This window comes from Lactobacillus intestinalis (assembly GCF_024397795.1).
GTDB classification, from domain to species: domain Bacteria; phylum Bacillota; class Bacilli; order Lactobacillales; family Lactobacillaceae; genus Lactobacillus; species Lactobacillus intestinalis.
In genome coordinates, this window is sequence record NZ_CP072985.1 from 192,451 (window position 1) to 212,869 (window position 20,419).

Genomic DNA, 20,419 nt, shown 5'->3' on the forward strand with positions numbered 1-20,419 from the left:
CGTTTGACTTATAAAAATAAGTGGATTTTTACTTTAATGTGTTTAGACAAATTATTATCTTTTAATTTGATTCATTTAAGAGTAAAATTACATTGAATTTTATAAATGTGAGGGGAAAATGAATGAAAAGAAAAGTGTTTACAGCAAGTATTACTGCTGTTTTATTAGCTCTTGGTTTATCTACTTCTACTGTTGCACATGCTGATAATTTGGAAGGGAATTCATCACAAATTTCAGCTAAAATTGATTCAGGGGAGTCTAACGGAAATGATTCGGCAACAATAGATTCTCAAAAAAAGTCGAGTATTAACAAGTCAGATTATCTTTGGAAAAATCCAAAGATTATTCGTTTAAATAAAACTACTACTTTGTATAAAGATGCAAATTTAACCAAAGTTGCTGTTAAAGCAAAATCTGGTAGTCATTATTTAATTAGTAGTTTGATTAAAAATAGTGATGGAATTCCTGTATTGAAAACTCAGTCTGGCTTTATCATTGCTAAAAAGAATTCGATTAAAAAGATTAAGGGTTATCAAAATCCAAAAGCTTATCATCAAGTTCACTATACACAAGTGAAACCATATGGAAAAGTAGGTTATAATCTTTATCGAGGCTATGAAGGTATCAAAACTTGGAAAGTAATGCACAGACTGGGTACGTGGTATGGTACAAACTACTATAACCAAGCTACTTATAATGCTGTAAAAAATTTCCAAAGAAACCATAATTTACCTGTAACAGGGAATGTTGACTTGAAGACTTGGCAAAAAATGGGCTTTTCTAAGAGTTCATGGTATGGCATTGATAGCTATGTTGCGCCCCTTAAGGCTCAAGCATGGCAAGGTCGCTCTGCTCACATTGAAGCTATGATTAATCAAGCTTATAAATATATGGGTAAACCTTGGCTTGCTGGCTGTTCATCAAGTCCAAATTATGGTGTTGATTGTTCTGGCTTGGTAATGCAAAGTCTTTATGCTGGGGGTATTAGCCCAATTCCAACTAGTTCAATCGGCCACGCTCATCCTGGAAATGAATGGAATTCTCGCAATCTATGGGCAGATAAGCATTTGAAGAGGGTACCATATTCACAACGTAGACGAGGAGATCTAGTATTTTACTATCAACCAGGAACCCGTACAATTTGGCACATTGCTATTTACCTTGGAAATAACCGTGTAATTGAGAGCTGGCCACCATGCGTAATGGTTCAGCCAATTGTCAACGGACAAAGAAATATAATTGCTGGTATTAAGAGACCATTCATTTAGTTACAAGGGAAGATATGAAAAATAAAAAAGCATTTCTATTAGTTGGGCTCCTATGTTCAGGAATAATATTTGTCAATGTCAATAGCCAAAGTGTATCAGCTGCTACTGTAACTAGTGTTAATTCTAGTTCTAAAGCTATTAATAATGCAGATAATCAAAGTTATGATTCAAATGTGTCAAGCACAACTACTTCTGAACAAAAAGATATTCAAAAACAGAAGCAACCAAATCAAGAAAATAAAGATGTCAAAACGCCTACATCCCATCCTCAATCAAAAAATATTTCTAATCAATGGGTAACTCGTCAAGGTCACAACTACTATTTAATAAATAATAAACCTGTAAAGGGACTAAGAAATATTAATAAATCTTGGTATTTGTTTGATAAACAAGGGGTAATGCTCACAGGAGTGCGTAAAATACCTAAAAAATCTTCTTACGGTTACTTTGCTCAAGATGGTAAGAGGAGATTTAACAATACTAACTCTGGTAAATCTTCTTATTGGATTAATAAATCTGGTTCTATTGTGGGCATTAAAAACAACGCTAAGGTGATATGTCAACGACCCCAGATGCCGACTGGATGTGAAATTACAGCCGTAACGATGATGATTAATTTTGCCGGCAAAATGGTTACTAAAGATCAAGCAGCTAAAATTATGCCACGAAGCTACAATCCAAATAAAGGTTTTATAGGTTCCCCATATAGAGAATTCCCACTTGGTTTTTGGGTTGCTCCTAATGGCGTTAAACCCGTTGTTTCCCATTATCTTGGTACTGCTAGTAACATGACCAATTGCAGTTTAACTGCAATTAAAAGGAAATTAATTCGCTCTCATTTGGTGGTAGCTTGGGTAGGATGGTTTGATGGTTTTTCAAATCATGCTATTACCTTAACGGGTTATCATGGAAATACACTTTATTATAACGATCCGTGGACTGGAACTAGGCGTTCAATGAGTATTGCAACTTTCAAACATCACTGGGCAATGGATGGACATAGAGCATTAAGTTATTGATGATTATAAAAATAATTTGAGGGAGTTTGCGTTATGAAAAAACTAAATGCAAAGAAGATTATTGTCGGAACTGTAATTTCTATGGGACTTGCCCTTCCATTAACTGCAACTACTAATGGTAATTTGCTTGGTCACCCACAAACTGTGGAAGCAGCTACTATGAAAGTTGCTTTAAAGCACAATGCTTTCTTATACAATTCCAAAGGCCACAGAGTAGGTAAACGTAAGTTATACAGAGGTCATTCTTACACTTATTACTCAGTTAAAAGCATTAATGACAAAGTATTTTATCGAGTAGGTAAAAACCGCTACATTAAATCTGGTAATGTAAAAACCAGTTATATTCTCGGCCGAAAGAAACATGCAAAAAAGCACACAAACAGAGTAAATACTGGCTCTATTGAAGAAACAAATACCAAATTAACAATTAAGACTGCTGGTATGGGTACACCAAAGTTCCAAGTTTCAATTGATAAGACAAATGCTGATGTTTTCAGTGCTTCTCATACGACTGCAAATGGTAGCTGGATTGGAACTATGGCATTAGATGGTACATACAATGTTTATGCAGAAGATAATGGTATGTACGAAATTGGTAATGGTCAATGGATTCATAGCGATATTGCAGAAGTAATTTCAAACAGTTCAAGTCCAAATCTTTCGACTAAGCAAGATAAAACCAAAAAACTCCCTACTAACAATGCTTCTCATTCAGAAGATACTGAAATGACCTCTAAAAAATCATCTATTTCTTCGAACACATCTCATAAAAACAGGAATTCTTCAAAGAGTGATGTTATTGTAGGAAATTTATCTTCTACTCAAAAACAAGAAGTGATTAATTACTTTGTACAAATGATTAATACAGAAAGAACTAAAAATGGATTGAATCCACTTCAATTAGATGAGAAATTAAGCGCAGAAGCTCAACAAAGAGCTATTCACGATGGAACCACTTTAGCAAATACTGGGGAAGAAGATGCCCATAAAGACGAAAAAGGTAACGATTTAATGCCTTCTGATGCTGGTGGAGAAGTAGAAGCAGGAATTATGGTATATCCAAATGATACCCCTAAAGAATTAGCTCGTTTTGCATACAATCAATTTATGGAAAACGATGCTGATCAAAATTGGGCACATAAAAACAACTTATTACATTCTTACTGGACAACTATAGGAGTCGGTATTTACTTCGCTAAAGGTACTAATAATTTCAATTTCGGCTCATTAGTTGCAGATTTAAAATAATTTAATTATTAAATAAATAAAAAAAGAGATAAGCAATGAATGCTTATCTCTTTTTTCGTAATACATATATCTTAGTCAATACCAGAAGTTTGGTGACGGCGAATGTATTCAACAAATGCCAATGCTGGAATAGCCACGAAGCCAAGACCAATCAATTCAACAAAGACGTTGCTCTTTGAGTTACCAGTTTGTGGTAATGCACCTGTATTAGTATCGGTATTATCACTTGAAGTATTGCTTGGTTGAGCAGTAACTACTGGTAAAGCTTGAACAGTCTTAGGTTGTTCTTCAGGAGCTGAAGTTGAAGCACTTGATGATGGTGTATTGTTGTTATCATCATTCTTAGCTGGAACTACAACTGTCTTCTTTATTGATACTATCTCACATTAGAAACTTCTTTTTCTACGTGTTGCTTATTATCATTAATAGTTTTAACAATTTGAATAATTACAGTTGGAATTAGAGCTAAAACGCCAATCCAAATGAATTGAGTGCTTGTTAATGGAGTTACTGCAAATAAGCTGTGTAATCCAGGAATGAATAAAATTGCAGCTAATAATAACGTACCTAATCCAAAGGCAGCTAAACTGTACCAGTTATTCTTAAATCCAATCTTGAAAATGCTGTGTTGTGAACGGCAGTTAAAGCCGTGAAGTAAACGAGCAAACGTCAAAGTTGAGAAGGCCATTGTAGTTGCTACAGCAGAACTAGTTTGAAGGCCGAGCATAAAGGCAACAATTACACCGATTGAGATAAGTGCCCCTTGTAAAGTGATTTTAGTCACTAAGCTTTTATCAAGAATTCCCACTTTTGGATCACGTGGCTTTTTATCTAGAACATCTGGTGCCCCCGGCTCCATACCAATTGCTAGGGCTGGAAGAGAGTCAGTGACTAAGTTAATGAACAAAAGCTGAACAGCAACAAATGGAACTGGCAAGCCGCCAATTGAAGCGAACAAAACAGTAATGATGGCGGATAAGTTACCTGAAAGTAGATACATAATTGCGTTTTTGATATTTTCAAATACTGTTCGACCGTTTGCCACTGCCTTAATAATAGTTGCAAAATTATCATCGGCTAAAATCATGCTGGCAGCGTCTTTGGAAACTTCAGTACCAGTAATTCCCATCGCCACACCGATGTCAGCTTTTTTAAGAGCAGGTGCATCATTAACGCCGTCACCAGTCATGGAAACGATTTTGTCTTTGTTTTGCCATGCTTTAACAATTCGAATTTTGTTTTCAGGAGACACTCGAGCATAAACCGCAATCTTGTCAATCTTTTGTTCAAGTTCTGAATCACTCATTTTATCAAGTTCTAATCCAGTTACGGCCATATCGCCCTCAGTGAAAATACCAATTTTTTTAGCGATAGCAACCGCGGTAACTTTGTGGTCACCGGTAATCATGACTGTGCGAATCCCAGCTTTTTTGGCACGAGCAACTGCTACAACACTTTCTTCTCTTGGAGGATCCATTTCTGCAACCAATCCAATGAAAGTAAAGCCGTTTTCAGTTTCTAAAGAGAGATCTTCGTCTTTTTCTTTATAAGCAAAAGTTAAAACGCGGAGACCGTTTTCGGAAAAATGAGTATTTTGAGCTAAAATTTGTTTTCTATCTTCAGCGGTCATTGGTCGAACTTCATCGCCAATTCTGATATTTTCACAGCGATCAAGTAAAACATCGATAGCACCTTTAACAAAAATTGTTGGCTTATTGTGAATCAGGTGCTTAGTACTCATTAATTTTCGATCAGAATCAAATGGAATTTCTTGTTGACGAGTTAATAAATCGCGTAAATCGTCTTCAGATAAACCAAGTTGATTATTACCTAAATCAATTCCGGGCACTTGGCGATACATTTCAATAAGAGCTGATTCTGTTGGATCACCGATAACTTTTCCATCTTTAATACTTGAATCATTATTTAAAACTGCATCATAGAGCAAGTACCGGTGAAGCTGATTACTTAAATCTAATTGGTTGGGCTTTAATACTTTCCCTCCGATATAGATTTCCTCTACTGTCATCTTATTTTGAGTTAAAGTACCAGTTTTGTCAGAACAAATAACAGAAACAGAACCTAAGGATTCAACAGCTGCTAAATTTTTAATAATTGCATTTTCTTTAGCCATTTTTTGAGTGCCCATAGCTTGTACGATAGTTACAATGGAACTCAAAGCTTCTGGAATGGCAGCAACAGCTAAGGCAACTGCAAAGAGTAAGGCATCCATTAAGGGCTGACCACGCCAGATTTGTAAACCTAGAATTGCCGCACAGATAATTAAAATAGTGGTAGCCAACTTGGAAGAGAAGTTGTCGAGAGAAACTTGAAGAGGAGTTTTACGCTCTTTAGTTTCATTCATTAAAGAAGCGATTTTTCCAATTTCAGTATTCATTCCAGTCCCAGTAACGAGGACATTTGCACGTCCATAAGTAACTAAGGAACTTGAATAGACCATATTGATTCGATCTCCAATAGGAAGTTCGTGATCGATGTCTATATCGGCTTTATCGATATTAGTCGATTCACCAGTTAAGGAACTTTCATTTACTTGGAGAGAAAAATTATCCAAAATTCTACCGTCAGCTGTGACCATGTCACCGGCTTCAAGGAGCATGATATCTCCTGGTACGACCTCGGTAGAATCAATTTCAATCTTTTCTCCGTTTCGTAAAACTTTCGCACTCGGCGAGGAAAGTGATTTTAGGGATGCTAGTGATTTTTCAGCTTTAACATGTTGAACGGTGCCTAATACAGCATTCAAAATCAAAACTGCAATGATTACTAATGTACTTTCTAATTCACCTGTGAAAGCTGAGATAACTGCAGCAATGATCAAAATAATGACCATCAAGTCTTTAAATTGCTCTAAAAAGACTTGAAAAACAGTTTTCTTTTTGCCTTCAACTAAAGCATTTTTACCGTATTTAGCAAGATTCTTTTCGGCTTGCTCAGCGGTAAGACCATTAGCGTCCGTTTTAAATTCTTTTAAAACTTCAGCTTTTGGCTGTAAGTAGTAGTCTTTCATAAAAACCTCCAGAAATTAGGTGAGTTCAGACAAAAAAGAGACTATGCCAAACTTAAAAAGCTTATGCATAGTCTCACCATTTAAATTTACAGCGGAAATTGCTTTCGTGATATGACGCCATAAATACAAATTATATTTGTAGGTTACTCCCTATATTGTATATAAATTTATATCATATTGTAGAGATTTGAGCAAGATGTTTTTTATATAACTGAAGGAAATTTCTGGAATTTCTTAAGGTTGAAATCGTTTGGGATATGTTTGTATTGATTACTACAATCTAGAATAGAGCAAAAAACTTCTATTTTTTTACGGTAGAAGTTTTTTTAGTATTCTTATTAATCTTTACTTTGATCCCAAATCTTTTTAGCGGCTGGGATTTTACCTAAATCAGTGATTTCATCTTTGTCTAACACAACTAAATTGTTAGGTCCTTGTGCTAGTTGGTTAAAACTATCTAAGCTTTGATTTCTGAAATAACCATCTCCGGCTTTATCAAGAGCTTGTTGTAATTTATCAATTCGATAAGCATCGGCATCAGCTTGAGTTTTTACTGCTTCAGCATTTGCTTTTGCAGTAGCAACGAGTGCATCATTCTTGGCTTTAGTAGTTAATTCAATATTTCTAGCTTCACCTTCCGCACGAGCAATAGCGGCAGTTTTTTCACGGTCAGCAGTTAACTGCTTATCCATGGCCTTTTGAATTTCTGGACTCGGGAGCAATTCATCAACGTTAACACGAACTACTTGAATTCCATAAATATCAGTTAAATCGCCAATTGCTTTTGATAGTTGAGCATTGATCTCACTAGTTGAACCCAATGCTTCATTTAATTCCATTCGTCCAATAATATCACGTAAATGACCACGGATTAACTGTACCATCGATTCAACGGAGTCAGTATTGTTGTAAAAATACTTGTATGCATCAGTGACAAGATAGTTTAAGGTTAAGCTGGTAGTGATTTCAGCATTATCCTTAGTGATAATACGATATTTAGAAATTTCTAAAGGCTGTAATGCTAAGCTTACTTTTCTTAAACTTTGGAAAATTGGCCAAATAAAGACTAAACCAGCTTTTACAGTTCTTGAGTATTTACCTAAAGTTTCAACTAAACCTACATAGTTTTGCGGTACGATCCGTAAGCCGCATAAAAAATAGATAAGAATTAATAAAATAATTACTCCTATAAAAACATACGTCATCCCTATAACCTCCATTAATTAAATTTAATGATATTATCCAATACTTTAAGCAAAAATGAAATATTATTTAATCATTTTTGTTGTATCAATAGTAACTTTTAAGCAATAACTTTATGTAAGCATAAAAAATACTACTCTATTTTTTCAGTAAAAATGCACGTACTTAGCGATCTATGCCGCTTAACTTGTATAATTTTGCATCTTAGTTTATCTTTTTGACCACTTAATAAAAATAGCTTGTAAATTAAAATCGGTGCAGTAACATTAAAATATAATAAATAATTAAAAGGGAGGGGCTAGGGATGAAGCTAAAGGGAATATTTAAAATAAATAAAGGTCGCTTTATTTTAATTTTTTTAATGATAATACTTGCTGCTGTAATTGATACCCTTTCTCAGTATTTGATGACACCGGCATTTAATAATTTAAAGAATTTAAATTTTTTAGGCTTTGTAATCTTTATTGCTTTATCAAGGCTCTGTGATATTTGCCGGTTATTATTGGGTTCTGGTTCGGACTACTTATACAGTAAACAAAGTCAAAGTTATTTACATCAAATAAGAAAAAAGATCAGCTTATATTTGTTTAAAAAGCAAATTGATGATACAGCATCAATTCAAAACAATTTAGCTGCTAACTTAGATCAATTAACTAGAAACTATTTAACGCCAATTAAAGCTGCCTTCTTATATGGGTTGATGGTTATTTTTTCAATAGTAGTGTTGTTTTCCTATAATTGGAGCTTAGTTTTATTAACGGTTATCCTAACTTTAGTCTCACTTTTATTGCCAAAGGTATTTGAAAATATGAGTTCAAATGCCACGATTGAAGTCACTAAAAGCAATGAAAAACTTTTAAAAGCAATTTCAAACTGGATTAATGGCTTAGATGAATTAAGAAGATATAGTAGTTTTAGAATTTATTCTGACTCCATGAATCAAGCAGCTGATGATTATAAAAAGGCGGCTATTCACCAAGGTGCGACAATTGCTATTGCGGACTTAGCTACCTCTATTGTTAATATAGGTGGACAGATAATCTTGATGATTCTGGCTGCATATTTATACTTTAATGGGCAAATAGTCTTTGGTGCTGTCATTACAACAATTCAATTTTGTACAACGGTTATGAATGGCACTGCACAGTTTGCTGCTCAATGGAACCTAATTAAATCATCAAAGAAGTTAAATGAAAAGATAACCTCCTTAGAAGGCGCGAGCGCACCTTTACAAAATGAACATCAAGATAAAAAAGTAGCTAAATTACAGATAAAGAACCTACAGCATCAATTTAAGAATGGTGAACTTATTTCTTATCCAGATTTAACTATTAAAAGTGGTGAAAAAGTTTTAGTAACAGGCGATAGTGGTAGTGGAAAATCCACTTTATTTAAGCTAATCTTAGGTAAATTATCACCAACTAGTGGAAAAGTGATTTTTGAAGATAAGAATGGTAAAGAAGTCAAACTCAATCGTGATGAACTTGGATATGTAGCACAAGATAATACTCTTTTCCCCGATACTATTGAAAATAATATGACAATGTTCAATTCAAAGCTTGATGAGAAAGTAAAAAGAGTAGCTAAACAAGTTGAGTTTGAAAATGATCTTAAAAAAATCCCCGATGGTTTAAAGCATGAAATTAATTTGGATGAAGGAAATTTATCAGGAGGACAAAAGCAAAAAATCGTTTTGGCGAGAGCAGTTTTAGCCGGATCAAAATGGCTCTTTATTGATGAGGGAACAAGTGCAATTGACAGTAAGGCAACAAAGAAAATTTTGGAAAATTTACTTGATCATGAAACTACTATTGTCATGATTGCCCATAATCTTAATGATGAGCTAGAGAACCTGTTTGATCGAAAAATCAGCTTGAAAAATGGAGGTGAGTAGGGATGAGCTTTAAAGGATTTATCAAGACAAATTACCTTAGATTTATTTATATCAATTTTTTATCCATTATTTCTGGATTGGGCGCAATTGGTGCTGGGTATGTCCAAATGTACTGGTTAACTTTCATCAAGAACAAAAACTGGATGGGAGTGTTATGGACAAGTCTTGCTAGCGGACTCTTATATTTAGCAGCGCAAGGGTTAATTTATTACATTCAGTTTGTTACGCGTATTCAAGAAGAGGAATATAATAAAAAAATTCGTAATAATCTTGCTAGTCATTACTTTAAAGATGATAAGTATCACAAAATAGCTGCGGTTCAAAATCGAATGACCAACGACCTTGAGATGGTAAGAGAAAATTATTTTGATTGGTACATTATCGTTCCTTTTTATGGAACAATGTTTGTTGGTGCTTTAGTTGCCTTACTCACAATTCATTGGCAAATTTTTGTTGTAAGTATTTTGATTGATATTGCATCTTACTATATTCCTAAACTTATTCAGAAAAAGATGGAGAAGGCCACAACAAATGTTTCTGTTCAAAATAAACATTATTTAGATGTGTTGGAAAAATGGTTTTCTGGAGTTGAAGAATTACGCAGATACTTTGCTGGTGCAAAGCTATTTCAAGTTCAGAATCAAGCAGCTAATAAGATTGAAAAAGCCCATATTCATCAAACTGGTACTCAGCAAGAACTAATTGTAATAAATGGATTATGTAACTCAATAGGACAATTGATCCTTCTTTCTTTGACTGGATATATGATCACTCAAGGACAAGTACTTTTTGGTGCAATCATGTCAGTACAAAATTTTGCAGCTAATATTTCCATTGGCTTGCAACAAATGATCCAAGCATTGAGTTTTATGAAATCTTCTGAAGAACTAATGGGCCAAATTAGTAATGATTCTGCACCACTACAGAATAATTCAAATGTTCAGAGGAAAAAGCCAGCTCTAATTTCTACTGAGAATTTAGCTTTAGCTTTTCCAAATGGTGAGAAGTTAAGTTTTCCTGATATTCAAATAAAATCCGGAGAAAAGATTTTGTTAACTGGAGATTCAGGAGCTGGAAAATCTACCTTGTTTAAATTGATATTAGGTTCAGTAAGGCCGACACAGGGATCTATTATTTTTAAAGATAAAAATGGAAAAGAAGTTGTTCCTGATATGTCGAAGATTGGTTATATTCCACAAGATCCAAATCTCTTTCCTGGGACGATTGAAGAAAACATTACCATGTTTAATTCAAAATTAAATTCTCAAGTAGAGCCTATAATCAAAGAAGTTAATTTTGCTAATGATATTGCTAAATTCAAGGAAGGATTAGAGCATCAATTAAATCTAGATAAACTAAATATTTCGGGCGGTCAAAGACAAAAGATCGTTCTAGCCCGAGCTAAAGTGCATGGAAGTGATATAATTTTGATCGATGAAGGAACTAGTGCGATAGATCAAAAAGCAACCATGAATATTTTAAAGAATTTAGTTAAGGGTAAAGAAACGATTATTTTTATAGCGCACAATTTTAATCAAGATATGCGTGCATTATTTGATCGTGAAATTCATTTAGTTAAAGAGTGAAGATAAAGAAATACTGGTAATCAACGTTAAAATAAATATTGATTGCCAGTATTTTCTGCCTAAAGGGATGTATTTTTAATTAAAGATCATTGTCTAACTTATTTTTAGTAACGGATGTATCTAGAATATATGTATTGTAACTTTGAGTTACGTCTACATCAAACTGGTTAAGTAAGTCCATTGCTGCCCAATCAGTATCGTCTGCTTCAAAAAATATGCTTTCGAAAGAATTGAACATATCTAATAGCACGCTTTGAATGAACTTAGGACATGTTTTTGGATTCGTAGAACAAATATAAGCAATTTCATTATTTTCGGTAAAAATAATATTTTCAATTTGAGAATCTTTATTAAGTTGATAATATCCTGTTTTAGTCGGAACTTCTTTAATAAACTGATCTTTTGAGATCGTTAGTGGTGACACAACTTTATGACTATTTTTATAATATTGGTATAGAAAATCACAACAGTCTAAATATTTATTATTGTGCATATCGAATTTTTGAATAGTTATTTTTTCTTCAGGAAGCAATTTCATATTATCTTTTTTAACAGTTAATGAAAAACACCGTCTTTTTAATTGAAAGCCATTTTTAGTTAAAAAAGCGATTAAATACTTTTCAGTTGAATCAAGCATAACTTGTAGTGGTTTCTTTTTATCTTGTATGATTAAAGAAAAAGGCGAAGAGAGTGGATATGTAAGAAGGTTAAATTTAAGATAGCAATTTTGATTATGATAGTCGTTGGTATAAGTAGAGATTGTGCCGATACTTTTGTTATTTTCAAATAATTGGTAAGTATTTGAGTTGATTTTAAGGATCTTGCTAGTCATTGTATTCTTAACCCTTTACTATAAAAACGAAAGAAGTATTAAAATAAATATAGCGTAAAATCCACATTTATTAAATGTTTTTATGAGAAGACAGATAATGATAACAATTGAACAATTAAGCAATTTTCCAAATAAGATTTTGATTAATTAGAAGTTTGAAATACTCTAATACAAGAAAAATGCTACTAAATCAAGGCTTAATAACCTTTAGATTTAGCAGCATTTTTTAGATTAATATTAAAGTATTTAATTCTTGTATTTTAGACTGGCGTATATATTCCTAGCAACTTCAATTAAGGTTACGATTCCAAAGAAGATAGCTGAGGAAAGTAGAGCTTTATCTGAATTCTTAGCAATGATTGAAATAATAAAGGGAGAAATTACAGCCCCAATGTCCATCATAATTAAGCATAAGGTGGTAGCAAGATTACTTAATTTGTCAGGGACACTTAAGGAAATCGATTTAAAGATGTATGGCATTACAATACCAAAACCTGCACCAAGTACAATGCATCCCACTACCAACACAAAGGTATTTCTTGCGCTACTAATTAAGTAAAACCCAAGTGCATTTAAAACCATACATAAAACCCATACCCGCTGGTGCAGTTTAATATAAAGCCAATTAAATGCGATACCACATGGAATACCAGTAATAGCAATTACTGCTAGCATTAACGAAGCCATACTTTCATTTCCTAAATGAAAATCTACGATAAAACTAGGAAGTTTGTAAGCAAGAGCCATGTAGAAAATATAAATCAAAAGTGTAAGGATACTGAGATAAATAATGTTTGAATTAAAAGCTTGTTTTATATTAGAAAGGGAAAAATGTTTTCCAGAAGAATGCTTAGTTTTCTTAGGAACTTTAATAAAGTGTTCAAACATAAAAAATACTGGAATTGCTAGGATATATACCCAGAAAACAGCGTGCCAAGATAATGTTACTAGATAACAAATAATAAAGGCAGAAGCGATGTAGCCAACATCGTTCATAATGTTTTGGAAACATAATAGGCGATTGAGTTCAGTTTTATGATTTTCATAAATCATCATAATTAAACTTACGGCTAAGGAGTTATAAATCCCGATACCAAATCCAAGCAAGATCCGGAGAATAAATATTAGCCAAAAACTATTAACAATTACTGGTAAAGTTCCGCAGATTCCAACTAGAGCTAATCCAATTAAAATTACTTTTTTTCTGCCAATTTTTTTAACTAGAAAAGGATTTATTAAAAGACCAAATATTTCTCCAAAATTAGGAATAGTAGTCAGTAATTCAACTGTCACACGAGGAATATTAGGAAAGGCTCTTTCCATTAAGGGAAGAGCAGGAGAAATAACAGAGGGCATCATAATGAAGAGAGAAATTGCTAATAAAGTAGCTTTAAAGATTGGTTTAGATACCTCTTTTTCAATATCCATAACTATCGTCCTTTCTTTGAAAATATTGCTTTCACCGTCATTCTAACAAAGATAGGTAGAAGAATAAGAAATAAACATTAGGAGTAAAAGGAAGAATAAGGAAAACATAGAAAAAAGCTTGATTTACAATGCGATATTGAAATCAAGCCTAAAAATAAAGATATTGATTAAAAACTAGTCAAATCGAGCCTTAAAAATTGCCTCCACTAGTGCTCTTTTAGTGAAATATCCGTTTCTAATTAATTTTGCAAAATTATCTACGTTCTCGACCATTTGATTATATTCAGAATCACTAATTTGAAGGACTTTTTCTTGAGCTTCTTCTAAATTGTTTACAACTAGACCGAGATTTTTTCTTTTTATTATTTCTACTTCAGCTAGGTTATCTTTTACAATAAGTGGTAATCCGGCAGCTAAATAGGTACTAGTTTTAAAAGTAGTATTTAAGGTCATATATTGTTCCCAGGATTTATTAATAGTTCCCCATACAAGTCCAAAGCCACCATGAGAACGTATGTCGTCTAATAATATTGATTCGGGTTTATGCCCAACAAATTGTACATTAGACCTGTTTTCACCAACTGGATTGCCATAAATTCTTAAATTAGCTTTGGAATCTTTCCAATCGGGTAGAGAACCAAATTTTTCAGCACTTCCTGCAAAATTGATTATTTTTTTATTTTCTGGCTTAGTATCATAAAGAATTTGAGCAGGATGATCCCAAAAATACTGAATAACGTATGGTTTTTCAGCTAATCCATTTTTTCTTAAAAAGTCGTACATATTTTGAGAAGGAACAATTAAAATATCGAATTTATTATAATAGTCAATATAAGCAGGAAGAAGATAGTGATTCTCCGGAGACATTAGGGGAGGAACATCATGAATAAATAGCACTTTTTTGATATTCGGATAAATATTAAGATGATCGATAAAAGCATTTTCCCAGTTTACTCCAAGCCAGACGGGAGTTTGAACAATCACAGTGTCACCCGGATTTAAAGCTGCAATGATTCCATCAAATCTCGTATCAAGGTACATTTTAGGCTCATCTGGCCAATTGTAAGTAAAGATTCCAAACTCATCAATACCTAATTCATTTGCATAATCTACAACCATTTTTTGAACTGGTTGAATAATATCTACGGAAAAACCATTAATTTTTGTGATATATACGGCCATTATATAATTACCTATTCAAAATTATCTTTCATTACTGAATCTATTAAAACTTTTTTAGTAAAATATCCATTTTGTATCAATTTTGAAAACTTATCAATGTTTTTAATCATGTCTTCATATTGTTCATCAGAGAGTATTGAAATTTTTTCTGCGATTTCTTCTAAACTTGTAGTGACAATTCCTAATTTCTTCTCTTTTATTTTTTCTGCGATTGGAGATGTATCACTGACTATTACAGGAATACCAGCGGCTAAATATGTGCTTACGATATAAGAGGGGTGAAGGTGGCTGTATTCATCTTGAGACCAAGCGAAGCCAAATCCTCCAGTTTGCCGGAGTTCTGCAAGTAAAGCAGGATCACTTTTTTGACCAGCTAATTCTACATTAGGATTGTTGCTAATACTGTGGTCAATTCTAGCACCATATAATTTTAATTTTATATCAGAACTACTCCACTGATTTATATAATCAGAATTGGGAAATTTATCTATAAGATTAATCGTCTTACTATTTTTAGGCTTGTTAGAAGAGTCAATAGTAGAAGTATAGGGATGATCGAAAAAATGCTGGATTACATATTTCTTCTTTTGGAGCCCATTTTTTCTTAGAAAATCATACATATTTTGAGAGGGAACGATTAATACATCTGCCTTATTATAATAATTAATTACATTAGGCAGTAAATCTTTTTTATTATTATCGATTAGAGGAATAACATCGTGAATAAAAATAATTTTTTGAATAGCTTGATAAATAAATAGATGATCAATAAAAGCTTGATCCCAGTCCATAGAGATCCAACTAGGAGATTGTAAAATAACTGTATCTCCAGCATTTAAAGAAGCCATGATTCCATCAAAACGTGTATTGCGGGCATCTACTGGTTCATCTGGCCAATTGTAAGTGAAGATACAAAATTTGTTCATTCCCAATTGCTTACCGTAATTTGCAACTATCTGTTGATTATTTTGAGCATCATTATATAAGGCCATTCCATTTAAAGTAGTAATGTGAATTGTCATTTTAACTCCTTAATTGTGCTTATATTTAAGTTAAGTATAGAAAAGAAGAAAAATAAAAACAAGATTAGAAGAAAATAATTGATAAAAACGCTCATTAAGGATGATGAATGTAAATGGTGTAAGATTAATTTATAGACATTTTTATTAAAGTATTTCACTTTTTGAAGGGAGGAGAACATCATGAACGCAATTTTTGAAAGAGAAGCAGGTAGAAAATATACTAATGAAGAAGTAGATGAAGAAAAAATCCAAAAGCTAATTGATGCTTTTCAAGCTTCGCCTTGTGCTATGCACCAAACAGATGTCATGGAACTTAGCATAATTACAAAACCAGAACTACTTAAAAAGATAGAAGATAGTACGGACAATTCGTGTTACAATGCACCGTTAATATTTATGATTAATACTAAAAAGGACAGTCCATTTGGTGAAAGGGATGCTTCTGTAGCTGTTGAGAATGTAATGGTAGAAGCAGCTGATTTAGGTTTAGGATCAGTTTATGTAATGGGCGGAGTATTTGCACTAAATAAGTTTCCTGAGCTCCAAAAAGAATTGGGAATGAATGAAGGTTATGAAACTACTGTGCTCGTGCCAATTGGTTATCCAGCTGATAAAGAACAAGTAGAAGATAGAAGCAATCGTTATAAAGTGGTTAGAAAATAAGTGAAAATATACTAAAAAGGTACAGTGACGCTATATGTAGTGGCTGTACCTTTTTACTATATTTTATTTACTTAAATCAATAATTTTATCGAAAAGTTTCTTTTCTTGATCGGAAATTTTATGGGCTACTTCAATTACTGCAAAGTTAGGATTAGTTAGAAGTGTTTTATGAATTTGCAATGAAAGTTTATTATCTAACGCACTGGTTGCTTCATCAGCAAGTAAAATTGGTCTTTTAGCTAAAATAGCTCGAGCGATCTCAATTCTCTGAATTTGACCTCCAGAAAGATTATTACCATTTTGACCAACTCGATAGTCGAATCCTTTGCTGTCAATTAATTCTGTCAGTCCGGCTAATTGAATCGCATTCATTAATTCATCTTTTGAATATTTTTTACCTAAAGTTAAGTTAAAAAGTAAACTCCGATCAAATATAAATGGCTTTTGGTTGATATAACCGAAATATTCATGAGCCTTGGTCCAGTTATCTTCTATATGTTGATCATCGATAATGACTGAACCAGCAGTTGGAGTAAGCTGTCCTACTAACAAGCGTAAGAGAGTAGTTTTACCAAAACCACTTGGAGCCATTAGTAATATTTTTTCGTTCTTTTCGAGTGTAAAGGATACATCGTTTAAAATTGATTTATCATTCACAATATATGTTAAATTTTCAATCTTTAATTGATTGAAAGATAAAAAAGATGAGGTAGGGGATGTATTTTTTGAGTGTAGTGCCTTTTCGATTTTGTCCCAGATTGGTTTAGTAGAATGTATTTGGTTAATCTGATCAAAAATCATTGTAATTGGATTAATAAAGTCATTAGATAATTGAACAATCATGACTAAGGTACCAGCTCCAATTTGGCCATTGAACATTAGAATGGCGCCAATTAAAAATGGAACGATAAAGCTGAAAATATCTGCTATTGTAATAATTAAAGTAGAAATAGCACCCTGGGTATAGTTCAAAGAACGCAATGCATTTTCCATCTGTTTTGCTTGTTTGATTACATAAGAAACAAGCGGTATTTCAACATCATAGAGCATCGCTGTTTTCGAACCATTAATAGCATCGGTAACGGCTTGAGTATATTCGGCATTTTTCTCTTCCCAAACCTTTGCCTTGTTTTGAATATCTTTAACGAATAATTTCTGAACAAAACCTGGAATAATCGTGGCTACTACAAAGATTATTGTTAAAAGCCAAGAGTTTAATAAACCAACAATAATTGAAATGATGAAAGCTGCAGCTTCTGAGATAATCATTAATTCGTTAGCAATTTTTAGTGATTCTATTTGTTTTAAATCATTGGTCATCAAGTTGAGACCTTCTTTTTGTGAATCAGCTTGTTGATTTACTAAGTAGGTGATAGTTTTATCCTTGAGCTTAATATTAATATCCCGTGTGATATCGAAACGTAAATAACGATATCCAAAATTTAAAAACATGATAACAATTAGAACAGTTGCTCCTAAAAGAGCGATAAGAACTAATTGCTTTAATGAGCCACGATGATATTGTGCACTGTTCAACATTATCTTCGTGACATAAGCGATGACGACATTACCACAAGCACTTATGCAGGCTAAAAGGACATAAAGTGCTAGCTTCTTTTTGTTAGCAAACTTTAAAGACATAATATACCTTTCTAGACCCCATCAAAGTGACTTATTTAGTCGTTTCTTCTTTGATAAAAATAATATAGCATATTTTGTTGAAAATTAAAATAGTATTAGATATTATTTTAATAAAAGAATTTGGAGGAAGTGTAAATGCAAGAAAATTTAATATCGTTTATTAATACCTCACCTTTATTTATTGCAATTATTATTGGCTTTGTAGTTTCACTTAATGAAAATGCTTCTATAAGAGTACCGATCATTATAGTTATTATTTCAACAATTATTAGTTTCCTTTTGCCAATTTTTAATTTAAAATCTTGGGTTACTTATCCAGTAATTCTCTCTGAAAGTGCAGTGTTTGTTTTGGCCACAATGTTATTTAGTCAAAAGATGAAAAAGTGGCTGGCTTGGATTTTGGGTTTGATTGTAGGATTCGTTTGGGCAATTGTACTGCTTATTTTGCTAGGAGTGACTTTTAATATCTAATGTGTATTAGAAAGTATGAAAATTCTGATTTCGATCAATTGTGTCATGTGATGGATAGGGCACGACTGCAGGAATTAAAGACAGCTAATATGGAGCAAGTGTTTATCCAATTGAGGGATGCCCCATATTTAGGATATTTGTTAAAATGCAAAATTTATGTAGCTGTTAAGGAAGAAAAAATAGTCGGATTCGTTGGTTTGCAACAACATGAATTATCGTTTTTATATGTAGATCCAACTTTTCAAAATCATGGAGTTGGGAAGAAATTAATGGAGTTTGCTTTAAAGCAATTAGAAAGACCAATAAAGCTAGAAGTGTTTACTGACAACTTTGCGGCTAAAATGTTATATGAGAAATATGGTTTTAAAGTAGTAAAAACTGTGGTTGAAAAGTGGTCTGATGAGTATCCAATAGAGTTTTCACAGGATACGATGGAATTGAAGTGAGTAAATGGATTTAGAAATATTAAAACAAAAATTGAACAATTCTCAAGCTCTATATTCAGATGAAGAAACGAATTGGCTTTTAGATAATATTGGAGATTCTAAGAGTGAAATACGAGATGATTTAGTTTGTAATAGTTTGGGCGCTGGTTTTTTAGAAGAAAAATTTACTGAACGGCAAATTTTATTTTTGATAAAGCAACTTAGAAGAAAAAATCTCTTGTTTTATTGCATTAAAGAAAGCAGAGAAGCAACGCTAACTAGATCTTTTACGTGCTTATTGTGGGATTTAATTATTCGAACAAATAATGATAGAAAATCTCGTTACTATCAGGTTTTAAATAAGAATGAAGAGCGACAAATATTTGAAGATTTAATCAAGTATTTGGAAAATGAACATGATTTTACTGGTTTCTCTCCAAAATATGGTTGGGTGCATGCAGTAGCACATTGCTCAGATGCATTATCAGACAGCATACTTTGTGATAATTTTGATCAAAAAATGGTAGCTGATTTTTTATTAGCTGTTAAGGAAATGTTGGATAAGGTGGATAGACGTTTTATTAACGGGGAAGAATATCGTTTAGCCGATGTTTTTGTAAATGGATTTAAAGCAAATAAGATCAATTCTGGTAGTTTTGTTAATTGGATTGAAGCTTTTACTTTTGACCCTTATTCAGATGAACTTTTAGAATATTATCGATTTAATAATCTGAAATCATTATTGCAGGATATATATGTAAAGTTAAATTCTATTTCATTGCTTGATCCTAGTGTAAAAGAAATAGTAGAGAAAAAATTTAATAGTGAATACTGAGGATTGAAATTATGATTATAGATACGAAGAAATTACAAAAAGCAGTTATTGAGAACAAGAAAAAACATAATTTTAATACTACTGATGTTAAGTTTGAGCTTCTTTTGTTGTATGGCGAAGTGAATGAACTGTTTCAAGCGTGGCTTAAAGAGGACCAAGAAAATATCAATGAAGAGCTGGCTGATGTAGCCATTTTTCTATTAGGAATTTCTGAAATGCTTGGGAGTGATCTTGGTGAAAACATTGTTAAGAAAATGGCGATTAATGCAAAACGAAAATATGTGCATGGAAAGAAGATAAGTACTGATGACTAAGATAGAACTTACTCGTTTTAGAATTAAAAAAGGGAAAGAAGCTAAAGCACAAGAGTGGATGGATTTTTTAAATGAACATCATGCTGATACTGTAGCCACAATGGCTGGTGAAAAGATGTATATTGAGAGTGTGTTCAAAGAAAAAAATCCAGATGGATATACATATTTTTACTGGTATTCAGTTCAAGGCGAAGGCGGAAATGCTGTTGAAGAATCAGAAAGCTATATTGATAAGAAACATATTGAATATTGGGACGAATGTATTGATATGGAATATAAGCCAGTTGATATGAAACTAGAAGAGAGTTTAATTGCACCAAATATTGAGAAGGTAATTGAAAGGGATGCGTAATGTTA

Annotated in this window: 18 protein-coding genes; 11 read left to right on the forward strand and 7 right to left on the reverse strand. The window is 32.7% G+C overall.

Features of this window, described 5'->3' with window-relative positions; translation table 11 throughout:
* Positions 1–122: 122 nt before the first annotated feature.
* From KBW87_RS08995 to KBW87_RS09005, 3 genes are read left to right on the forward strand one after another with little or no spacing between them, the layout of a single operon-like run.
* Positions 123–1,268, forward strand: a complete 1,146-nt coding sequence (locus tag KBW87_RS08995; RefSeq protein ID WP_057811434.1) for an NlpC/P60 family protein — start codon at positions 123–125, stop codon at positions 1,266–1,268.
* A gap of 14 nt (positions 1,269–1,282) precedes the next feature.
* Positions 1,283–2,287, forward strand: coding sequence for a C39 family peptidase (locus tag KBW87_RS09000; RefSeq protein WP_057811432.1), 1,005 nt, complete (start codon positions 1,283–1,285; stop codon positions 2,285–2,287).
* Between the two features lie 33 nt (positions 2,288–2,320).
* Positions 2,321–3,535, forward strand: coding sequence for an SLAP domain-containing protein (locus tag KBW87_RS09005; protein WP_057811430.1), 1,215 nt, complete (start codon positions 2,321–2,323; stop codon positions 3,533–3,535).
* Between the two features lie 376 nt (positions 3,536–3,911).
* Here KBW87_RS09005 and KBW87_RS09010 read toward each other — a convergent pair whose 3' ends face one another.
* On the reverse strand, positions 3,912–6,566 hold the full coding sequence (locus KBW87_RS09010) for a cation-translocating P-type ATPase (RefSeq protein WP_057811428.1): 2,655 nt from the start codon (positions 6,564–6,566) through the stop codon (positions 3,912–3,914).
* 338 nt (positions 6,567–6,904) lie between these two features.
* Positions 6,905–7,771, reverse strand: a complete 867-nt coding sequence (locus KBW87_RS09015) for an SPFH domain-containing protein (protein ID WP_057811426.1) — start codon at positions 7,769–7,771, stop codon at positions 6,905–6,907.
* Between the two features lie 302 nt (positions 7,772–8,073).
* Between KBW87_RS09015 and KBW87_RS09020 the strand changes: the two genes are divergently transcribed.
* Positions 8,074–9,663, forward strand: coding sequence for an ATP-binding cassette domain-containing protein (locus KBW87_RS09020; protein WP_057811424.1), 1,590 nt, complete (start codon positions 8,074–8,076; stop codon positions 9,661–9,663).
* Positions 9,664–9,665: 2 nt separating this feature from the next.
* Positions 9,666–11,249 carry an ATP-binding cassette domain-containing protein gene (locus KBW87_RS09025; protein WP_057811422.1) on the forward strand — a complete coding sequence of 528 codons (1,584 nt, stop codon included), beginning with the start codon at positions 9,666–9,668 and terminating at the stop codon, positions 11,247–11,249.
* Positions 11,250–11,328: 79 nt separating this feature from the next.
* Here KBW87_RS09025 and KBW87_RS09030 read toward each other — a convergent pair whose 3' ends face one another.
* From KBW87_RS09030 to KBW87_RS09045, 4 genes are all read right to left on the reverse strand, one after another.
* A complete protein-coding gene (locus KBW87_RS09030; RefSeq protein WP_057811420.1) occupies positions 11,329–12,081 on the reverse strand; it encodes a hypothetical protein in 753 nt (250 codons plus the stop codon).
* A 246-nt stretch (positions 12,082–12,327) separates the two neighbouring features.
* Positions 12,328–13,509, reverse strand: coding sequence for an MFS transporter (locus KBW87_RS09035; protein ID WP_057811418.1), 1,182 nt, complete (start codon positions 13,507–13,509; stop codon positions 12,328–12,330).
* 174 nt (positions 13,510–13,683) lie between these two features.
* Positions 13,684–14,691, reverse strand: a complete 1,008-nt coding sequence (locus KBW87_RS09040; RefSeq protein WP_057811416.1) for a glycosyltransferase — start codon at positions 14,689–14,691, stop codon at positions 13,684–13,686.
* 11 nt (positions 14,692–14,702) lie between these two features.
* On the reverse strand, positions 14,703–15,713 hold the full coding sequence (locus tag KBW87_RS09045; protein ID WP_057811414.1) for a glycosyltransferase: 1,011 nt from the start codon (positions 15,711–15,713) through the stop codon (positions 14,703–14,705).
* A 180-nt stretch (positions 15,714–15,893) separates the two neighbouring features.
* Between KBW87_RS09045 and KBW87_RS09050 the strand changes: the two genes are divergently transcribed.
* Positions 15,894–16,376, forward strand: coding sequence for a nitroreductase family protein (locus KBW87_RS09050; RefSeq protein WP_057811412.1), 483 nt, complete (start codon positions 15,894–15,896; stop codon positions 16,374–16,376).
* A gap of 63 nt (positions 16,377–16,439) precedes the next feature.
* On the opposite strand, the gene KBW87_RS09055 is transcribed toward KBW87_RS09050, so the two are convergent.
* Positions 16,440–18,017, reverse strand: a complete 1,578-nt coding sequence (locus tag KBW87_RS09055; RefSeq protein WP_057811410.1) for an ATP-binding cassette domain-containing protein — start codon at positions 18,015–18,017, stop codon at positions 16,440–16,442.
* Between the two features lie 135 nt (positions 18,018–18,152).
* Here KBW87_RS09055 and KBW87_RS09060 point away from each other — a divergent pair, with 135 nt between their 5' ends.
* From KBW87_RS09060 to KBW87_RS09080, 5 genes are read left to right on the forward strand one after another with little or no spacing between them, the layout of a single operon-like run.
* A complete protein-coding gene (locus KBW87_RS09060) occupies positions 18,153–18,488 on the forward strand; it encodes a hypothetical protein (protein WP_057811408.1) in 336 nt (111 codons plus the stop codon).
* Entirely contained in the window at positions 18,488–18,934 is a 447-nt protein-coding gene (locus tag KBW87_RS09065) for a GNAT family N-acetyltransferase (RefSeq protein WP_057811406.1), read from the forward strand. The genes KBW87_RS09060 and KBW87_RS09065 overlap by 1 nt, the downstream gene beginning before the upstream one ends.
* A gap of 4 nt (positions 18,935–18,938) precedes the next feature.
* A complete protein-coding gene (locus tag KBW87_RS09070) occupies positions 18,939–19,748 on the forward strand; it encodes a DUF2785 domain-containing protein (RefSeq protein ID WP_057811404.1) in 810 nt (269 codons plus the stop codon).
* Between the two features lie 11 nt (positions 19,749–19,759).
* On the forward strand, positions 19,760–20,062 hold the full coding sequence (locus KBW87_RS09075; RefSeq protein WP_057811402.1) for a MazG-like family protein: 303 nt from the start codon (positions 19,760–19,762) through the stop codon (positions 20,060–20,062).
* Entirely contained in the window at positions 20,055–20,414 is a 360-nt protein-coding gene (locus tag KBW87_RS09080) for a DUF6176 family protein (RefSeq protein ID WP_057811400.1), read from the forward strand. The genes KBW87_RS09075 and KBW87_RS09080 overlap by 8 nt, the downstream gene beginning before the upstream one ends.
* Positions 20,415–20,419: the final 5 nt, after the last annotated feature.